Annotated in this window: 17 protein-coding genes and 1 pseudogene; 13 read left to right on the top strand and 5 right to left on the bottom strand. The window is 72.6% G+C overall.

Going from position 1 to position 17,002, the window contains the following annotated elements:
* The first annotated feature begins 98 nt into the window (after positions 1-98).
* From ACIQHQ_RS05345 to ACIQHQ_RS05355, 3 genes are all read left to right on the top strand, one after another.
* A complete protein-coding gene (locus ACIQHQ_RS05345; RefSeq protein WP_402610266.1) occupies positions 99-1,859 on the top strand; it encodes a lytic transglycosylase domain-containing protein in 1,761 nt (586 codons plus the stop codon).
* Positions 1,860-2,006: 147 nt separating this feature from the next.
* On the top strand, positions 2,007-2,141 hold the full coding sequence (locus tag ACIQHQ_RS05350) for an SPW_0924 family protein (RefSeq protein WP_107426737.1): 135 nt from the start codon (positions 2,007-2,009) through the stop codon (positions 2,139-2,141).
* 25 nt (positions 2,142-2,166) lie between these two features.
* The gene (locus ACIQHQ_RS05355) at positions 2,167-3,159 is read left to right on the top strand and encodes a DUF3068 domain-containing protein (RefSeq protein ID WP_402610268.1); all 993 of its coding nucleotides are present in this window, start codon (positions 2,167-2,169) and stop codon (positions 3,157-3,159) included.
* Here the strand turns inward: ACIQHQ_RS05355 and hrpB are convergent.
* Together hrpB and ACIQHQ_RS05365 are read right to left on the bottom strand one after the other, a co-directional pair.
* Complete coding sequence (gene hrpB / locus ACIQHQ_RS05360; protein ID WP_402610270.1) at positions 3,149-5,671, bottom strand: ATP-dependent helicase HrpB; 2,523 nt, start codon at positions 5,669-5,671, stop codon at positions 3,149-3,151. The two genes, ACIQHQ_RS05355 and hrpB, sit on opposite strands and share 11 nt — an antisense overlap.
* Positions 5,672-5,719: 48 nt before the next feature.
* Positions 5,720-6,580 (bottom strand): class I SAM-dependent methyltransferase, encoded by an 861-nt coding sequence (locus ACIQHQ_RS05365; RefSeq protein ID WP_402610272.1) that lies wholly within the window; start codon positions 6,578-6,580, stop codon positions 5,720-5,722.
* Between the two features lie 314 nt (positions 6,581-6,894).
* On the opposite strand from ACIQHQ_RS05365, the gene rpsA reads away from it, so the two are divergent.
* From rpsA to ACIQHQ_RS05385, 4 genes are all read left to right on the top strand, one after another.
* Positions 6,895-8,394 (top strand): 30S ribosomal protein S1, encoded by a 1,500-nt coding sequence (rpsA, locus tag ACIQHQ_RS05370; protein ID WP_352116718.1) that lies wholly within the window; start codon positions 6,895-6,897, stop codon positions 8,392-8,394.
* 237 nt (positions 8,395-8,631) lie between these two features.
* On the top strand, positions 8,632-9,570 hold the full coding sequence (locus ACIQHQ_RS05375; RefSeq protein ID WP_402610275.1) for a PAC2 family protein: 939 nt from the start codon (positions 8,632-8,634) through the stop codon (positions 9,568-9,570).
* Positions 9,571-9,625: 55 nt separating this feature from the next.
* Positions 9,626-10,246, top strand: coding sequence for a dephospho-CoA kinase (gene coaE, locus ACIQHQ_RS05380; protein ID WP_402610277.1), 621 nt, complete (start codon positions 9,626-9,628; stop codon positions 10,244-10,246).
* 50 nt (positions 10,247-10,296) lie between these two features.
* A complete protein-coding gene (locus tag ACIQHQ_RS05385) occupies positions 10,297-10,677 on the top strand; it encodes a tetratricopeptide repeat protein (RefSeq protein ID WP_402610279.1) in 381 nt (126 codons plus the stop codon).
* 18 nt (positions 10,678-10,695) lie between these two features.
* Here ACIQHQ_RS05385 and ACIQHQ_RS05390 read toward each other — a convergent pair whose 3' ends face one another.
* Complete coding sequence (locus ACIQHQ_RS05390; RefSeq protein ID WP_402610281.1) at positions 10,696-10,959, bottom strand: DUF6343 family protein; 264 nt, start codon at positions 10,957-10,959, stop codon at positions 10,696-10,698.
* 137 nt (positions 10,960-11,096) lie between these two features.
* Between ACIQHQ_RS05390 and ACIQHQ_RS05395 the strand changes: the two are divergent.
* The 3 genes and pseudogenes from ACIQHQ_RS05395 to ACIQHQ_RS05405 form a co-directional block, all read left to right on the top strand.
* Positions 11,097-11,376: pseudogene (locus ACIQHQ_RS05395) on the top strand (acyltransferase domain-containing protein); the annotation flags it as partial.
* A gap of 348 nt (positions 11,377-11,724) precedes the next feature.
* A complete protein-coding gene (locus ACIQHQ_RS05400) occupies positions 11,725-12,441 on the top strand; it encodes a class I SAM-dependent methyltransferase (protein ID WP_402610628.1) in 717 nt (238 codons plus the stop codon).
* A 97-nt stretch (positions 12,442-12,538) separates the two neighbouring features.
* Positions 12,539-13,003: a DoxX family protein gene (locus tag ACIQHQ_RS05405; protein ID WP_402610283.1), complete on the top strand. Its 465-nt coding sequence runs from the start codon at positions 12,539-12,541 to the stop codon at positions 13,001-13,003.
* 74 nt (positions 13,004-13,077) lie between these two features.
* Here ACIQHQ_RS05405 and ACIQHQ_RS05410 read toward each other — a convergent pair whose 3' ends face one another.
* A complete protein-coding gene (locus ACIQHQ_RS05410; protein ID WP_402610285.1) occupies positions 13,078-13,662 on the bottom strand; it encodes an RNA-binding S4 domain-containing protein in 585 nt (194 codons plus the stop codon).
* 122 nt (positions 13,663-13,784) lie between these two features.
* Here ACIQHQ_RS05410 and ACIQHQ_RS05415 point away from each other — a divergent pair, with 122 nt between their 5' ends.
* From ACIQHQ_RS05415 to ACIQHQ_RS05425, 3 genes are all read left to right on the top strand, one after another.
* Positions 13,785-14,477 carry an ArsR/SmtB family transcription factor gene (locus ACIQHQ_RS05415; RefSeq protein WP_402610287.1) on the top strand — a complete coding sequence of 231 codons (693 nt, stop codon included), beginning with the start codon at positions 13,785-13,787 and terminating at the stop codon, positions 14,475-14,477.
* The gene (locus ACIQHQ_RS05420; RefSeq protein ID WP_402610289.1) at positions 14,474-15,802 is read left to right on the top strand and encodes an MFS transporter; all 1,329 of its coding nucleotides are present in this window, start codon (positions 14,474-14,476) and stop codon (positions 15,800-15,802) included. The genes ACIQHQ_RS05415 and ACIQHQ_RS05420 overlap by 4 nt, the downstream gene beginning before the upstream one ends.
* A gap of 89 nt (positions 15,803-15,891) precedes the next feature.
* The gene (locus tag ACIQHQ_RS05425) at positions 15,892-16,596 is read left to right on the top strand and encodes a uracil-DNA glycosylase (RefSeq protein WP_402610291.1); all 705 of its coding nucleotides are present in this window, start codon (positions 15,892-15,894) and stop codon (positions 16,594-16,596) included.
* Positions 16,597-16,690: 94 nt separating this feature from the next.
* Here the strand turns inward: ACIQHQ_RS05425 and ACIQHQ_RS05430 are convergent, their stop codons facing one another.
* Positions 16,691-16,903, bottom strand: coding sequence for a hypothetical protein (locus ACIQHQ_RS05430; RefSeq protein WP_402610293.1), 213 nt, complete (start codon positions 16,901-16,903; stop codon positions 16,691-16,693).
* Between the last annotated feature and the right edge of the window lie 99 nt (positions 16,904-17,002).

Here is a 17,002-nt window from a genome sequence, read left to right on the forward strand (position 1 = left end):
CCGTCGGAGGGCAACCCCTCGGGCGGTTGGATCGTCACAACGGGCGAACACTGCAGACGTAGACCGGACGCTCGGCGTCCACGGGAGGGGTTCACTCTATGGCGGCGCAATTCGGCAGGAGGCTGTGCAAGGGGGCGGCGACCACCGCCGTGGCCGCGGTCGCGGTCGCGGCACTGTCCGCCTCCCAGGCTCCGGGCGTGAACGACCACGGCAGACAGGCCGCCGCCGACGCCACGCCCTCACCCGAAGCCAGTGCCTCCGACCGCAGCGCCACCGGCAATTCGCCGTACTACACGGACCTGCCCCCGCTCAAGAGCCCGAATCCGTCACCCTCCACGGGCCCCGGCCCGGGCGGCACGAGTCCCACGGAGTCAGGCATTCCCGCGACCGTCCTCGATGCCTACAAGAAGGCCGAGAGCGCGCTGCGCGACGCCAAACCCGGCTGCAACCTGCCCTGGCAACTCCTCGCGGCCATCGGCCGGGTGGAGTCCGGGCAGGCCCGTGGCGGCCAGGTCAGAGCCGACGGCACGACCATCAAGCCGATCCTGGGCCCGCAGCTCGACGGCAACGGCTTCGCCCTCATCAAGGACACCGACGACGGCGCCTACGACGGCAACAGCTCGTACGACCAGGCCGTCGGCCCCATGCAGTTCATCCCCTCCACGTGGGCCTGGGCGAGCCGCGACGGCAACGGCGACGGCAAGCAGGACCCCAACAACATCTACGACGCCGCCCTCGCCGCCGGCCACTACCTGTGCCGCAACAACTGGGACCTGTCCCAGCAGGGCGACCTCGACCGGGCGATCCTCAGCTACAACAACTCACGGGAGTACCTGAACCTCGTCATGAGGTGGCTGGAGTACTACCGCAAGGGCGCGCACGAGGTTCCGGACGGCACCGGCACGCTGCCCGGCAACCGCAGCGACGACGGCGCGGGCGCGGGCCCGGCACCCACCACACCCGGCACCACCATTCCGGGCCACTCGACGCCGAAGCCCGGCCCCAAGCCGGAGAAACCCGAAAAGCCCACGAAGCCCGGTGGTGGTGCGACCGCTCCGAAGCCGCCCACCAGTCCGCCCGCCACCCCGCCCGGTACGCCGTCCACGCCGCCCACGACGCCTCCCACTCCCACCGACACGGTGCACCACCTGGAGGACGCCGGAACCGCGAAGCTGACCGCCATGGCCGGCCACGCGTTCGACCGGCGGATCAGCACCCGCGCCGAGACGGTGGCCGGCAAGGCCGTCGCCAAGGTCAGGGTCCGCTTCACGATCGTCGGCGACACGGACACCACCTTCACCGGCGGCGAGAGCGTGGCCACGGTCGCCACCAACAGCTCCGGCGTCGCCGTGGCGCCCGCCCTGCGGGCGGGGGAGAAGACCGGGTCCGTCACGATCCGCGCCACCGTGGTGGGCCGTGCCGTCCCGGGCCTCGACTACAAGGCCACCGTCACCGAGCGAGCCGCCGACGCCCTCGCCCGCACCGGTGAGGCCGCGCTGGCCTGCGCCCCCGGCGGCAAGTTCGCCGACCCCATCGAGGTGAAGGCCACGTACAAGGGCGCCGTCGCCGACGGTGTCGCGGCCACCGCCACGCTGGTCAAGTCTCCGGACGACCCGGCCGCCAACGACAAGGGCCCCTACTTCAAGGACGCCGACGGCAAGCCCGTCCGCACCCTGACGGGTCTGAAGACGGACGCGAAGGGCTTGCTGAAGCTGCCCGAGCTGTACGCGGACGACACGGCCGGCACGTTCCTGCTGCGCATCACCACGGCGGGCGGCGCGACGCTCACGGTCGAACTCACGGTGGCTGCCGTGGCCGAGACGTCCTCGCCGAGCCCCTCGGCCAGTCCGAGCGCGTAGCTCTCCGGCACGACGGACGACGCCCCTCTTGCGAGAGGGGCGTCGTTGTGTGTGCAACGTGTTCTCATCTCCGCCGCGCGTTGCTACGGTGCCAAGAAACCTGACGGTGTATCAGTTCTGCCGTCACGATCCGTGGGGAGGCTCCGTATGCGCGCCCTCATCGCCGCCGCCACCGGTCTCGCCCTCGCGTTCGCCGTGGTCCTGACGCTGACCGCCCTCGGCTCCCCCTCGGGCGGGACGTCCCCGAAGCCGCTGCTGACGACGGTGCCCGCACACCCCTGACCGCCCGCCCGGGAGGGAGGCCGAGATGCGCCGCAAGGCCGGCCTGGTCCTGCTCGCCCTCGCCGTGTTCTTCGCGGCCCTGTCCCCGCTGCTGCGCTGGTACGCCTTCCCTCGCCTCGCCAAGGTCCCGGCGCACCAGTACCAGGACATGGTCCTGGAGGCGAAGGACGCCACCCTGCTCGACTACGCCACGATGCGGGCGAAGAAGGTCCCCAAGGTGACCATCGTGCAGACCCTCAAGGGCAACGTGGAGGCCTCCGAACGGATCGAGGAGTCGGCCGGCCGGGACGTCGTCGTCTGGGACGGCCTGTCCTACGTCGTCGGCCCGGACGGCAAGATGGTGTCGAAGATCCCCGAGCGCTACATCTTCGACGCCCACACCCAGGATCCCGTGCACGCCACCGGCGAGATGGTCGACGGGGACCCGGTACGCCGCCGGGGCATCGAGTTCAAGTGGCCGTTCCTCACGGAGAAGCGGGACTACGCGTACTTCGACGCCCAGGCCCGCGTCACCGCGCCCATCGAGTACAGGGGCACCGAGGACTTCCGAGGTGTGGAGGTCTACTACTTCGAGCAGACCATCCCCTGGACCAAGGTGAAGATCCCCAGGACCCTGCCCGTGAAGGGCCTCACCCCCGAGGCGGTCGCCCGGACCGGCACCACCCGCTGGTACACCACCGTCCGCAGGTTCTGGGTCGAACCCCTCACCGGCGCCCCCGTCTACGGAGAGGAGATCCACGAGGAGGAACTGCGCGGCGGTGCCCTCCTCGGCGACCGCGACAAGGTGACCGCCTTCGCCGGCCACGTGAAGATGCGCGAGGACTACATCGCCCACACGGTCGACCTGGTGAAAGCCCAGCGTCTGCTCATCCTGCTGATGACGTCCTACCTGCCGTGGGGTTTCCTGACCCTGGGCGTCCTCCTGCTCGCGCTCGCTCTGTACCTGGAGGCCCGCGGACGCCGCTCCTCGGGCCCGGCCCCCACGGCGACCGAGGAACCGTCGTCGGTCAGCGCCTGAGCCGCGCGTTGGTGTGCCGGGTCGGTTCGGCGCCCGCCGGGTCCTCGGGCCACGGATGCTTCGGATACCGGCCCCGCAGCTCCGCCCGCACGCCCTTGTAGCCGTCCCGCCAGAACGAGGCGAGATCGGCGGTGACGGCGGCCGGCCGCCCGGCCGGGGACAGCAGGTGCACCAGCAGGGGCACCCCGGCGACCCGGGGCGACTCCTGGAGCCCGAACATCTCCTGCAACTTCACCGCCAGCACGGGCTGCTCGGGCCGGGAGTAGTCGATCCGGACCTTCGACCCGCTCGGCACGGTCATCCGCTCCGGAGCCAGCTCGTCGAGCCGCCCGGCCTCCCCGCAGGCCCAGGGCAGCAGCCGCGCGAGCGCCTGCCCGGCATCGATCCGCGCCAGATCGGCCCGCCGCCGCGCCCGGCCGAGCTCCGGCTCCAGCCACTCCTCCACGCGCGCGTGGAGCGCCTCGTCGGAGACGTCCGGCCAAGGGGCCCCGAGATGCAGGCGCAGGAACGCCAGCCGCTGCCGCAGGACGCCCGCCTCCGCCGACCACCGCAGCAGCCCGAACCCCTCCCGCCGCAGCCCGTCGAGCAGCGCGTCGCGCACGAGCCCGGCGTCGGCGTCCCTCAGCACCCGCACCGCCAGCTCCACGGCCCCGAGCCGCTCCACCCTCCGCGCCACGACGTCCCCGTCGCCCCACCCGACCTCCTCGCGTTCCTCCAGCAAGGCGCCGGCCGCGAGCCGGGCCGTGTCCTCGTCGACGGCGGCCCCGAGCTGCACGCGCGCGTGCCCCTGGCCCACGGGCCGGTCGGCCATGGCGACGGCGATCCACGGGGAACCGCGCAGCGCGCTCCCGTCACCGGCCTCGGCGCGAGTCCCGGACGCCATGAGATACGACCCGCCGTCGGCCTTGGCGACCCGCTCGGGAAAGGCGAGAGCGGCGACAAGCCCGACCTGCTGTTCTTCGGAGAGGATCCCCGGCCCCGCGTCCTGTGCCCCGGCCGAGTGGGCAGCACCGGAAACGACGGCCCGCAGCCGCCGCACCTCACCGCGCCACCGCGCGGCATAGGCGTCACCCCCACGCCGGGCACGACGCAACGCACCGGCCAGATCGTCGCCGTACTCCCGCGGGGCCTCCTCGCTCAACAGCGCCACGACCTCCGCGGCCCTCCCGGCCCCCAGGAACGGGACGGAGTCGAGCAGCGCCCGCCCCAGCCGGGGATGCACCCTCACCCGGCTCAGCCGGACTCCCCGTTCGGTGGCCCGTCCGGCGGAGTCCACCGCTCCCACCGCCGTCAGGACGTCCCGCGCCGCCGCCATGGCCCCGCTCGGCGGGCCGTCCAGCAGCGCCAGCCCGGACGCGTCCGGATCGCCCCAGCACGCCACCTGCAACGCGAACGCCGTCAGGTCGGCCACCTTGATCTCCGGCGACGGATACCGCGGCAGACGCGCGTCCTCGGCCTCCGCCCAGCAGCGGTACACCGCCCCCGGTGCCTCACGCCCGGCCCGTCCCGCCCGCTGCCGGCCGGCCGCCTGCGACGCCCGTACGGTCGTCAGCGCGCTCAGCCCGCGCGCGTGGTCCACCCGCGGCTCACGCGCCAGCCCCGAGTCCACGACGACCCGCACCCCCGGCACCGTCAGCGAGGACTCCGCGACGGACGTGGCCAGCACGATCCGCCGCCGCTCCCCGGGCCGCAGCACCGCGTCCTGCACGGCCGCCGGCGCCCGCCCGTGCACCTGGAGCACCTCGACGTCGCCGAGCCCTCCGAGCTGCCCGGCGACCCGGGCGATCTCGCCCACGCCCGGCAGGAAACACAGCACGTCCCCGTCCCGTTCGGCCAGCGCCCGACGGACCACGGACGCCACATGCGTCAGCAGCGCCGGATCGACCCGCATCCCGTGCGGCGGCCGTACGGGACGCACCGGTGGCGCCCACACGGTCTCGACCGGATACGCCGCCCCGTGCGCCTCGACCACCGGTGCCCCGCCCAGCAGCCGCGCCCACCCCTGGGCGTCGGTCGTCGCCGAGGCGGCCACCAGCCGCAGCTCGGGCCTGAGCGTCTGCCGTACGTCCCACAGGAACGCCGCCGCCGTGTCCGCGTCCAGGTGCCGCTCATGACACTCGTCGAGCACCACCACGTCCACGCCGGCCAGCTCCTGGTCCCGCTGGAGCCGCTGCACCAGCACCCCGGTCGTGACGACCTCCACGCGGGTGTGCCGCCCGACGACCCGCTCGCCGCGCACGGTGTGGCCGACGCTCTCCCCGGGCTCCTCGCCCAGCAGCCAGGCCATCCGGCGCGCCGCGGCCCGGGCCGCGATCCGCCGCGGCTCGGCCACGATCACCCGCCGCTCGGGCCCCTTCCCCAGCAGCCCCGCCAGCGCCAACGGCACCAGGGTCGTCTTGCCGGTTCCCGGCGGCGCCACGAGGACGGCGGTGCCGTGCCCCTGAAGGGCATCGTCCAGGGCGGTCAGGGCGCCGCGTACGGGCAGGGAGTCCAGGGCGTCGTAACGGATCACGCCCTCAGTGTCGTACGCACACGCGGGACTCTCCCACGCGCGCGTGCCTCATTCCCGGTCGCACACGAAGATCGCCGTGCCGGGGATGAGGTTCCCGCGCAGGGGCGACCAGCCGCCCCACTCGGAGGTGTTCCAGGCCGGCCACTCCGGCTCCACCAGGTCGACCAGCCGGAAGCCGGACGCCACGACGTCCCGGACCCGGTCGCCGAGGGTGCGGTGGTGCTCGACGTACACCGCGCGGCCCTCGTCGTCCTGCTCGACATAGGGCGTGCGGTCGAAGTACGACCCCGACACCGACAGCCCCTCCGGCCCGGGCTCGTCCGGGAAGGCCCAGCGGATCGGATGCGTCACCGAGAAGACGAGCCGGCCGCCGGGCCGCAGCACCCGGCGCACCTCCCGCAGGACCTGGCGCGGGTCGGCGACGAAGGGCAGCGCCCCGTAAGCCGAGCAGGCCAGGTCGAACGCGCCGTCCGCGAAGGGAAGCGCACCGGCGTCGGCGCACACCAGGGGGAAGGAAGTACCGATGCGCAGGGCGTGCTGGAGCTGCCGGTGCGAGATGTCGAGGGCGACCGGGCGCGCACCCTGGGCGGTCAGCCACCGCGAGCACTGGGCGGCGCCGGCGCCGATCTCCAGGACGTCCCGGCCCTTCAGCCCTTCCGGGGGGCCGAGCAGTTCGGCCTCCACCTCGTCCAGACCCTCGGGGCCCCACACGAAGCGGTCGTCGCCGAGGAACGTGCCGTGCTCGATCTGGTACTCGTCCGCGTTGCGGTCCCACCAGCCGCGATTGGCCCGGGAGCTTTCCGTGACATCGGCATCGCGCCGGGTGGCCTCGGGTTCGGACGCTTCGGACTCTTGGATGATCGGCTCCCTCGTCGTACTCTTCCGTCCAGCCGGTCCCGGCGGTGGCACAAAGGGGGCGTCGTACGGCCTGCGTGGCCTCGGACGACAGGACTTGTGCCGGGTATGCGGCGATCCGCCCCGCGTGGGCGGCTTCGCGCATTGACCCTGCCCGGCTGCCCCCGTATGCTACAAGTTGCGCTGCGGGCCTGCGCACCTCAGACGTAGCAGGCTGCGCTCGCATCTGTATGTATGTCCCCTCGGTTGTCGAGGCGCCACCTTTTTTGAGTGGCGCTTCCTTGGCTGTCCGGCTTCTGCAGAGCGAAACGGGCTCCCGGCGTAGCAGTACCTACGACTTCAATGTCCGTACCGGAGCCCTTTCCCACATGACGAGCAGCACCGAGACCACCGCCACCACCCCGCAGGTAGCGGTCAACGACATCGGTAACGAGGAAGCCTTCCTCGCCGCGATCGACGAGACGATCAAGTACTTCAACGACGGCGACATCGTCGACGGCGTCATCGTGAAGGTCGACCGGGACGAGGTCCTGCTCGACATCGGTTACAAGACCGAAGGCGTGATCCCGAGCCGCGAACTCTCGATCAAGCACGACGTCGACCCCAACGAGGTCGTCGCCGTCGGTGACGAGATCGAGGCCCTTGTTCTCCAGAAGGAGGACAAGGAAGGCCGCCTGATCCTCTCGAAGAAGCGCGCCCAGTACGAGCGTGCCTGGGGCACCATCGAGAAGATCAAGGAAGAGGACGGGATCGTCACCGGTACCGTCATCGAGGTCGTCAAGGGTGGTCTCATCCTCGACATCGGCCTCCGTGGCTTCCTTCCGGCTTCCCTGGTCGAGATGCGCCGCGTCCGCGACCTCCAGCCCTACGTGGGCAAGGAGCTCGAGGCCAAGATCATCGAGCTGGACAAGAACCGCAACAACGTGGTCCTGTCCCGCCGTGCCTGGCTGGAGCAGACCCAGTCCGAGGTCCGCCAGACGTTCCTCACGACCCTCCAGAAGGGTCAGGTCCGTTCCGGCGTCGTCTCCTCGATCGTCAACTTCGGTGCCTTCGTGGACCTGGGTGGCGTCGACGGCCTGGTCCACGTCTCCGAGCTCTCCTGGAAGCACATCGACCACCCGTCCGAGGTTGTCGAGGTCGGCCAGGAAGTCACCGTCGAGGTCCTCGACGTCGACATGGACCGCGAGCGTGTCTCCCTGTCGCTGAAGGCGACCCAGGAAGACCCGTGGCAGCAGTTCGCCCGCACCCACCAGATCGGCCAGGTCGTGCCCGGCAAGGTCACGAAGCTGGTTCCGTTCGGTGCGTTCGTCCGCGTGGACGAGGGCATCGAGGGTCTGGTCCACATCTCCGAGCTGGCCGAGCGCCACGTGGAGATCCCGGAGCAGGTCGTCCAGGTCAACGACGAGATCTTCGTCAAGGTCATCGACATCGACCTCGAGCGCCGTCGTATCAGCCTCTCGCTGAAGCAGGCCAACGAGTCCTTCGGTTCGGACCCGGCCTCGGTCGAGTTCGACCCGACGCTCTACGGCATGGCCGCGTCGTACGACGACCAGGGCAACTACATCTACCCCGAGGGCTTCGACCCCGAGACCAACGACTGGCTCGAGGGCTACGAGACCCAGCGCGAGGCGTGGGAGACCCAGTACGCCGAGGCGCAGCAGCGCTTCGAGCAGCACCAGGCGCAGGTCATCAAGTCCCGCGAGGCGGACGAGAAGGCCGCTGCCGAGGGTGGCGAGGCTGCCGCTCCGGCCGCGTCCGGCGGCGGTGGCGGTTCGTACTCCTCCGAGGGCCCGGACAACTCCGGCGCGCTGGCCTCGGACGAGGCGCTGGCCGCGCTTCGCGAGAAGCTGGCCGGTGGGCAGAGCTGAACGCCCACTGAGCTGTAGCTCCTGACCGAGGGGCCGTACCTTCCGAGGTGCGGCCCCTTGGCGTTGCCGGGAGCGGGCCGGACGGGCGGATGCGCCCCGGCGGGGGTGTGTCGCGCAGCTCCCCACGTCCCGGCAGGCCGTCGCTCTCCCGCCGGCAAGATCATGATTCTCCTCCCGCGGGAATGCCCACGCCCGCACGGGCGTTGTGGAGTGTGAACACGAGGAGGAGCGGTCACTGTGCTTGATCCGCAGGGTTTGTACGCATGGGAGCCGAAGGGCCTGGCCGTCGTCGACATGGCGCTCGCCCAGGAGTCGGCCGGACTTGTCATGCTCTACCACTTCGACGGATACATCGACGCGGGCGAGACGGGCGACCAGATCGTCGACCGGGTGCTCGGCTCCCTGCCCCACCAGGTCGTCGCCCGCTTCGACCACGACCGGCTCGTGGACTACCGCGCCCGCCGCCCGCTGCTGACGTTCAAGCGTGACCGCTGGGCCGACTACGAGGACCCCGCCCTCGAGGTGCGGCTCGTGCAGGACGCCACCGGGGCGCCTTTCCTGCTGCTGTCCGGCCCCGAGCCGGACGTGGAGTGGGAGCGCTTCGCCGCCGCCGTGAAGCAGATCGTGGAGCGGCTCGGCGTCCGCCTCTCGGTCAACTTCCACGGCATCCCCATGGGTGTCCCGCACACCCGGCCCGTCGGCCTCACCCCGCACGGCAACCGCATCGACCTCGTCCCGGGCCACGCCAGCCCGTTCGAGGAGGCGCAGGTGCCCGGCAGCGCCGAGTCCCTCGTCGAGTACCGCCTGCTCCAGGCCGGGCACGACGTCCTGGGCGTCGCGGCCCATGTCCCGCACTACATCGCCCGCTCCCCGTATCCGGACGCGGCCCTGACGGTCCTGGAGGCCATCACGGCGGCGACCGGACTGGTGCTGCCCGGCATCGCCCACTCCCTGCGCTCGGACGCCCACCGCACCCAGACGGAGATCGACCGGCAGATCCGCGAGGGCGACGAGGACCTCACCGCGCTCATCGAGGGCTTGGAGCACCAGTACGACGCCGTCGCGGGCGCCGAGACCCGGGGCAACATGCTCGCCGAGCCGGTGGACATCCCCTCGGCGGACGAGATCGGCCTGGAGTTCGAGAAGTTCCTGGCGGAACGAGAAGGCGACAACTGATCCCAGGAGGACCTGGGCGAGGACGCCGTCAGAGGCAGGGCCTAAGCTGCGGGACATGCTGAAGGTGGGCCTGACCGGGGGCATCGGTGCCGGCAAGAGTGAGGTGTCACGGCTGCTCGTCGCGTGCGGAGCCGTGCTGATCGACGCGGACCGCATCGCGCGCGAGGTCGTCGCACCGGGGACGCCGGGACTCGCCGCGGTCGTCGAGGCCTTCGGCGAGGAGATCCTCGCCGACGACGGCAGCCTGGACCGGCCGCGCCTCGGCGCGATCGTCTTCGCCGACGCGCAGAAGCTCGCCACCCTCAACGCGATCGTCCACCCCCTGGTCGGCGCCCGCTCCCGCGAGCTCGAGGAGGCCGCCGCCGAGGACGCGGTCGTCGTCCACGACGTCCCGCTGCTCACCGAGAACGGTCTGGCGTCGCTCTACGACCTGGTGATCGTCGTCGACGCGGCCCCCGAGACCCAGCTCGACCGGCTGGTGCGGCTGCGCGGCATGAGCGAGGAGGACGCCCGGGCGCGGATGGCCGCCCAGGCGACGCGTGAGCAGCGCCGGGAGATCGCCGACATCGTCATCGACAACGACGTCCCGCTGCGGGAGCTGGAGCAGCGTGTGACGGGCGTGTGGGCCGAGCTGGTGCGCAGGTCGCAGGCGTCCCGGCCGTCTCCCGCGGAATAGCGCCGCCCTCGGGGGGCGTTGAACCCGTGCAGTGAGGGAAGGACTGTGCCGTGCCCGAGACCAGCGGTTCGACCGGACGTACCCCGGAGACGCATGTCATCGACTTCCGTGCCGCCGAGCAACTCCTCGCCGCGCGGGACCCGCGCGGCGCGGTGAAGCTGCTCGACGGCGTCATCGCCACACACCCCGAGAACACCGCGGCGCGGCTGCTGCGGGCGCGCGCCTTCTTCGCGGCGGCGCAGCTCAGGCCGGCGGAGCTCGAGTTCCAGATCGTCCTGGAGCGGGAGCCGGACAACGCCTTCGCGCACTTCGCGCTCGCCCGTACGTATGAGCGGCAGGGCCGTCCCGGTCAGGCGAAACGCCACTTCCGTCTGGCGGCCGCGCTGGACCCGAACCCTGAGTTCCTGAAGGCCGCGCGCTTCGACTCGTGACCGGCCGCCCCGTCCGTCTCAGGCGTGATCGTCCGGCGGCCGGTAGGGCGGGATGTCGGGGCCCGGCTGGTAGTGCGGGCCCTGCCGGATGTGCCGCAGGACGACGGCCAGGTCGATCGTGACGATCACCAGCAGCACACCGCAGGCGATGGCCCAGCCGGTCCGCCCGGTGATCAGGAAGGCAACCGTCCCGAAGAGCGCCCAGAGCAGCCCCCACAGGCTCAGCCAGAAGCGCGCCCGCAGGGCACTGCGCGCGGTTCGCGGTTCACTGCCTGTACGCATCTCGATCACCACTCCTGCTTGCAACGTACTCTTCGTGGCGAGGGCGCACCAAGGTCCACAGGGACACTGTTCGAGGCGCCGACACACTGTCCGAGATCCTGCTGGACCTCGCGGTGTCGCACGAGGACATCAGCGACGTGGTCGCCCTGCGGCGGACGCTCGCGGCGGATGCCGGGGTCATGAGGCTCCTGGGGGAGTGCGTCGAGGAGCTGGTGCGGGACATCGGAGAGGCCTGCGTCGAGATGCCGCTCGCCGAGCGCGTCACCGAAGCCCCGGCCGCGCTGGGTCCCTACTTCGCCGTGTACGTGTTCGTCGCGGCGCTGCCGCACGCGCGCGTCCCACCGCGAGCGGGGTGCCCCGGCCGGCGCCGGCCGCCGCACCCTCGCCGACCTGGGGCGGAACATGGCGTTCCAGCGACGGCGGCGCGGCAGGGGAGGGATGGAGCTTTCCCAGTGGCTCACGCGCCACTTCCGGGGCGAGCTGTACCAGCTGGGACGGCTCAAGTTCGAGCGGGCCCGCCTCGGGCAGCGCACGGGGCGGCGATGCGGTCGCCGGGCTGGACGCGGCACCGGGGAGCCTTGCCGGAACCTCCATATTCCGGACTTCCCTCGGGCCGCTGTCCCCGGCGGCCTGCGACCGTTCCCCGGGGTTTCCGCGGCAGCCGTCCGTGATCCTCGACTCCTGCCGCCCACCGCCCCGTTCACTCGGTCGAGTGGAGACTGCCGTCGCGGGAACGAGCGTGCGGACGCGGCCCGTTGGACGGGCATGGAGAGGAAATCGCGTGAGGGGTACGAGGGGACGGGACCCGGGGCCATCACCCCGGACGGCTGCGCGGTAGAGCTCTACTCCCGGCTGCCCGTCGGGAACGAACCGAAGGTGATCGCCGCCGCGGTGCCCCGCGGTGCGCACATCCTGGAGCTCGGCAGCGGAGTCGGACGCATGACCCACGCCCTGCTGGAGCAGGGCTTCAGGGTCACGGCGGTGGACGAGTCCGCCCCCATGCTGGAGCGCGTGCGCGGCGCGCGGACGATATGCGGCCCGATCGAGGAGCTGGACCTGGGCGAGACGTTCGACGTGGTGCTGCTCGCCTCGTTCCTCGTGCACGCGGGAGACGCCGAGGTGCGGCGCGGCATCCTGCGCACGTGCGTGCGCCATGTCGCGGAGGGTGGCTGCGTGCTGATCCAGCGCGAAGGCGAGGACTACCACGAGAACGTGCCACGCGAGCGCGAGGACCCCAGCGGTTTCACCGTGCGGATCGCGTCGTCGGAGCCGGTCGGCGACGGGATCAACGCGGTACGCGTCGAGTACGAGTTCCCGGACGCGGTCTGGACCCAGACGTTCCGCGCGCGGCCTCTGACGAAGGAACAGTTCGAGGGGGCGCTGGAGGAAGCGGGCCTGACGGTGGACCGCTATCTGACGCAGGACCGGACATGGGTCCGGGCGGTGCCGGCGGTCTGGGCGACGGCACCGGCGGGAAGGTGACCCGGCCGAAGTCGCCCCGCGTCGGGCGATGAGTCCGGCGACGGGGGGCGGTCTACCTCTCCGACACCAGTACGGACCGCTTCCCCAGGAGACCTCCATGTCCAAGGCCACCGCTTCCGTCCCCGCCGCCGGCTCCACCCCGGCCGGCGTTGTCATCGCCGAGTCCGCGACCGCTCGCGGGCGGCGTGCCCGGATCGCGCTGCGCACACTGCAGGTGCTGCTCGCCCTCTTCTACGCGATCCCGAGCGCCCTGCCCAAGTTGATCGGGCACGCGTCGGCCGCCGAGTCGTTCGAGCGGCTCGGCTGGGGCGGCGTGGGAATGTACACCATCGGCGTGCTCGAACTGGCCGGAGCCGTCGCCCTGTTGATACCGGTGCTCCAGTCGGTGGCGGCGATGGCGCTGGGCGCGTTGATGGTGGGCGCGTTCATCGTGCAAGTGACCGTCTTCGACGGGCAGTACGCGGCGACGCCGCTCATCCTGATCGTGCCGCTCGCCCTCATCGCCTGGGCGGGGCGGGGGCACAACGCCGACCTGGTGCGACTGCTGAGGCGACAGGCCTGACCGTCTCGCGTGCGACTGCGGCGGTGCCCGGGAGGCCGAGAGGCTCCTCCCAGGCACCGGCGCGCCGCTCGGTGTCAGACCTTCGGTTTGCCGAAGCCGGGGCCGGCGCCAGGACCGGGGAGCGGGCCGGGACCGCCCAGGCCGCGGAGGCGTTCCAGCTCGCGGCGGTCCCGCTTCGTCGGGCGGCCCGCGCCGCGGTCGCGGATGCCGGCGGGTGCGACGGCCTCGCGGGGCGGGGGCGGCGGGGAGTTGTCGATGTAGCACTGGGTGGCCACAGGGGCCCCGACCCGCTTGCGGATCAACCGCGTGACGACGACGACCCGCTCGTGCCCCTCGTGCCGTAGACGCACCTCGTCGCCGACGCGGACGGCGTGTGCGGGCTTCACGCGCTCCCCGTTGACCCGGACGTGGCCGCCCCGGCAGGCGGTGGCCCCCATGGAGCGGGTCTTGACGAGGCGCACGGACCAGATCCAGCTGTCGACGCGCACGGTCGTGCCGCCCTGCGGGCCCGCAGCCTCGGCAGCGGCGATCGCCGCCGCGACCTTGGGATCCAGGGACGTGGTGTCGCTGTTGCCGGAGCTGCCTGCGGCCTCGGGGGACTCGGGCACCGTCTCGTCGGGCCCGGCCGTCCTTTCGTACTCCGCACCTTGAGAAGCCATGTCCCCGACCTTAGCCCTCCGGGTCGCCCTGCCGGGCGGGACATCGTCCTGCGAACCGAGTCTGCCAAACAAGTTTTGCAAAAACTCTTTTGTAAAATCACCGGGCGATCTACCCTCCCGGCATGGACAGCGACGAGCAGCAGCGCGTACTCGACCCCGAGCGGGACGCCGCCGCCCTGAAGGCCCTCACCCACCCTCTGCGCATCCAGCTGCTCGGGCTGCTGCGGCAGGACGGGCCCGCCACGGCGAGTGAACTGGCCGCGCGGACGGGGGAGTCGTCGGCGTCGGCCAGTTATCACCTGCGGGTGCTGGCCAAGTACGCGTTCATCGCCGAGGCCGAGCACCGCGACGGGCGGGAGCGGCGCTGGCGGGCCGTGCACACCGTCACCTCCTGGAGCAACGAGACGATGGAGTCCACCGCGGCGGGCCGGGCCTTCGTCAGCCTGGCGCGGCGGCGGCAGATCGAGCACCTGGAGAGGACCCTGGCCCGGCACGAGGCGGACATGACCGCCGGGCGACTGGGCCAGGAATGGGTGGAGCCGTCCGGGATCAGCGACCTCATGCCCCGGCTGACGGCCGAGTCGCTCACCGAGCTCTTCGGTACCGTCGCCGCAAAGCTGGAGGAGCTGACCGCCCGGGACGCGGACGATCCGCGCGCCCAGCACGTCGTGTTCCTCACCGCCGGACTGCCCCTCGCCGCGCACGACCCCACCGGTCCGGGCCCCGGGGACAACGAGGCCGCTGACAATCCCGAGGCCACTCGGAGCCCCGAGGCTGAGAACCCCGAGGCCCCCGACCACGAAGGCACCTCGTGACGCGGCTGATGACCGAGTCGTCCGGAATACGGACCGCTCGCCGCCGGTACGTCGTCCTCTGCGCGCTCCTCTGGCTGCCGCCGGGCCTGGGCATGGCCACGATGGTCCTGCTGTTCGGCGAGCGCGGCATGTCCCTCGCCACGATCGCGGGGCTGTTCGCCGTCCACTCGCTGACCGTGGCCGTGCTGGAACTGCCCACGGGCGGACTCTCGGACGTCCTCGGGCGGCGGCCGGTCCTGGCCGTGGCCGGTGCGCTCGGCGGGGTCGCCTTCGTGATGACCGGCCTCGGCACCACCGCCTGGTCGCTCACCGCCGGCATGGTGCTCATGGGCGCGGCCCGCGCCCTGGCCAGCGGTACCGCCGAGGCCTGGTACGTCGACACGGTCCACTCGTGCTCCGGTCCCGGCGCCGAGCTGCGGACGGGTCTGGCCCGGGGCGGCTCGGCGACCTCTGCGGCGCTCGCGGCCGGCCTTCTGCTCGGCGGCGCCCTGCCCTGGCTGCTCGGCCTGGGCCCCGAGGCCGGTGCCCGGCTGAGCGAGACGACGTCCGGGGCGGTGCTGCCCCTGTCCGTTCCCCTGCTGCTGGGCGCCGTGTTGCGGATCGTCTTCGTCGCGTACGTCCTGGTCGCGCTGCGGGAGCCGTCCCGGCCGCCGGCCACCCGGCGTTCCGTGCTGGGGGGTGTTCCCGTCACGGTGCTGGACGGACTGCGGCTGGGCGGCCGGGACGCGCTGGTCCGCCGGATCCTGCTCGCCTCCGCCGCCGCCGGCAGCGCCGTGGCCGTCGTCGAACTGCTCGTGCCGAGCCGAACCGCCGCGCTGACGGGCGCGACCGGCTCGGGAGCGATGGTCTACGCCGTGCTGGCCTGCGCGTGCTTCGTCTGCTCCGGTGTCGGCAGCCATCTCGCGCCGCTCACCGCACGGGTCGCGGGCGGCGGTGAACGGGCCGTGCTGGTCGGTCTCGCGGCCGGTGCGGGGGGCCTGCTGCTGCTCGGGGTCACCGCGTCCTCGGTTCATCCATCGGCCACGGCCGTCGCGGTCGCCGGCTTGGGGCTGGTCTACCTCGGTCTCGGGGCGGCGGGCCCCAATGAGAACGAACTGCTGCACCGCAGGGTCGCCGGCGCGGGCCGTGCCACCGCCCTGTCCGTCCAGTCCCTCGCCCAGCAACTGGCCGGCGCGCTCACGGGCCTGGCCGTCGGGGTGCTGCGCCCGGGCCCGTTGCCCTGGCTGCTCACTGGCGCCGTACTGCTGTCCGGGGCCCTGCTCTGGCTGCGCCGGAGCGACGCACCCCGGATCGGCGAAGGGCCCGTGCGGGTCACCGGCGTCTGAGGCGGCGCGGCGGTGTGTCCGGGCCGCCCCCCCCGGTGATCTCGCCCCCCGTGACGACTGCGTCCCCCACCTGCGCCTACCGTGGAGTGATGGATGCGAGCGGCCTTCCCCTCCTCGACCGGCGGATCGCGGACTGCCGGGCCTGCCCGCGGCTGGTGTCCTGGCGCGAGGAGGCGGCCCGCGCCAAGCGAGCCGCCTTCGCGGACTGGACGTACTGGGGCCGGCCGGTGCCCGGTTTCGGGCCGGCGGACGCCCGGCTGCTGATCGTGGGGCTCGCCCCCGCGGCCCACGGCGGCAACCGCACCGGCCGGATGTTCACCGGCGACCGCTCCGGGGACGTTCTCTTCGAGGCGCTGTACGACGTCGGTCTCGCCTCCCAGCCGACCGCCGTGCACGCCGATGACGGTCTGGAGCTGTACGGCGTGCGCGTCACCTCGCCCGTGCACTGTGCCCCGCCCGCCAACAAGCCCACCCCCGAGGAGCGGGACACCTGCCGTCCCTGGCTCGTGCAGGAACTGCGGTTGCTGCGGCCGACGCTGCGGGCCGTGGTCGTGCTCGGCGGCTTCGGCTGGCAGGCCGCGCTGCCCGCGTTCGCCGAGGCCGGCTGGCCCGTGCCCCGGCCGCGTCCGGTCTTCTCCCACGGCGCCCGGTACCACCTCGACGGCTTGGAGCTGTTCGGCTGCTTCCACGTCAGTCAGCGCAACACCTTCACCGGCCGGCTCACTCCCGACATGCTGCGGGACGTCCTGCGGACGGCCGGGCGGGCGGCGGAGCTGCCGGCCGAAGGCGGCTAGGGAGCAGCACGCTGTGGATCCGCAGCTTCGAGCCGGCGCCCGCGACGAAAGGGAGCCAACGCGGCCATCCGCACCGAGCCGACCATGGTCCGCATCACCGCCACCGGCGCGCCCCGGGGAAGACACAGGCGCCGGTGGCCGCGAAGACCTCGTGCTCCAGGGCCGCGCCGTTGACATGGGCGTGCGGGCCGACGCATACCGCGTCACCGGGCGCGGCGGGGTGCGCGGGCCGGCCTCGCACCAGCGTGTTGTCCGTGACCACGACGTCCGACCCGGCCCGCGCCTCCCCGTCCTGCGCGGTGAGCACGGCCCCGTGCGGCACCCGGCGGCGCTCACCGAGGGCGACGACCCCGCACAGGACGGCCGTCGGGGCGACGTACGCGGACTCGGGGACGACGGGAGGCCG

Source organism: Streptomyces sp. NPDC092370 (assembly GCF_044755265.1).
Lineage (GTDB): Bacteria > Actinomycetota > Actinomycetes > Streptomycetales > Streptomycetaceae > Streptomyces.

Coding starts and splice junctions, on each gene's coding strand:
- ACIQHQ_RS05345 (WP_402610266.1), top strand. CDS start 99: ATGGCGGCGCAATTCGGCAGGAGGCTGTGCAAGGGGGCGGCGACCACC.
- ACIQHQ_RS05350 (WP_107426737.1), top strand. CDS start 2,007: ATGCGCGCCCTCATCGCCGCCGCCACCGGTCTCGCCCTCGCGTTCGCC.
- ACIQHQ_RS05355 (WP_402610268.1), top strand. CDS start 2,167: ATGCGCCGCAAGGCCGGCCTGGTCCTGCTCGCCCTCGCCGTGTTCTTC.
- rpsA (WP_352116718.1), top strand. CDS start 6,895: ATGACGAGCAGCACCGAGACCACCGCCACCACCCCGCAGGTAGCGGTC.
- coaE (WP_402610277.1), top strand. CDS start 9,626: ATGCTGAAGGTGGGCCTGACCGGGGGCATCGGTGCCGGCAAGAGTGAG.
- ACIQHQ_RS05390 (WP_402610281.1), bottom strand. CDS start 10,959: ATGCGTACAGGCAGTGAACCGCGAACCGCGCGCAGTGCCCTGCGGGCG.
- ACIQHQ_RS05400 (WP_402610628.1), top strand. CDS start 11,725: ATGGAGAGGAAATCGCGTGAGGGGTACGAGGGGACGGGACCCGGGGCC.
- ACIQHQ_RS05405 (WP_402610283.1), top strand. CDS start 12,539: ATGTCCAAGGCCACCGCTTCCGTCCCCGCCGCCGGCTCCACCCCGGCC.
- ACIQHQ_RS05410 (WP_402610285.1), bottom strand. CDS start 13,662: ATGGCTTCTCAAGGTGCGGAGTACGAAAGGACGGCCGGGCCCGACGAG.
- ACIQHQ_RS05415 (WP_402610287.1), top strand. CDS start 13,785: ATGGACAGCGACGAGCAGCAGCGCGTACTCGACCCCGAGCGGGACGCC.
- ACIQHQ_RS05425 (WP_402610291.1), top strand. CDS start 15,892: ATGGATGCGAGCGGCCTTCCCCTCCTCGACCGGCGGATCGCGGACTGC.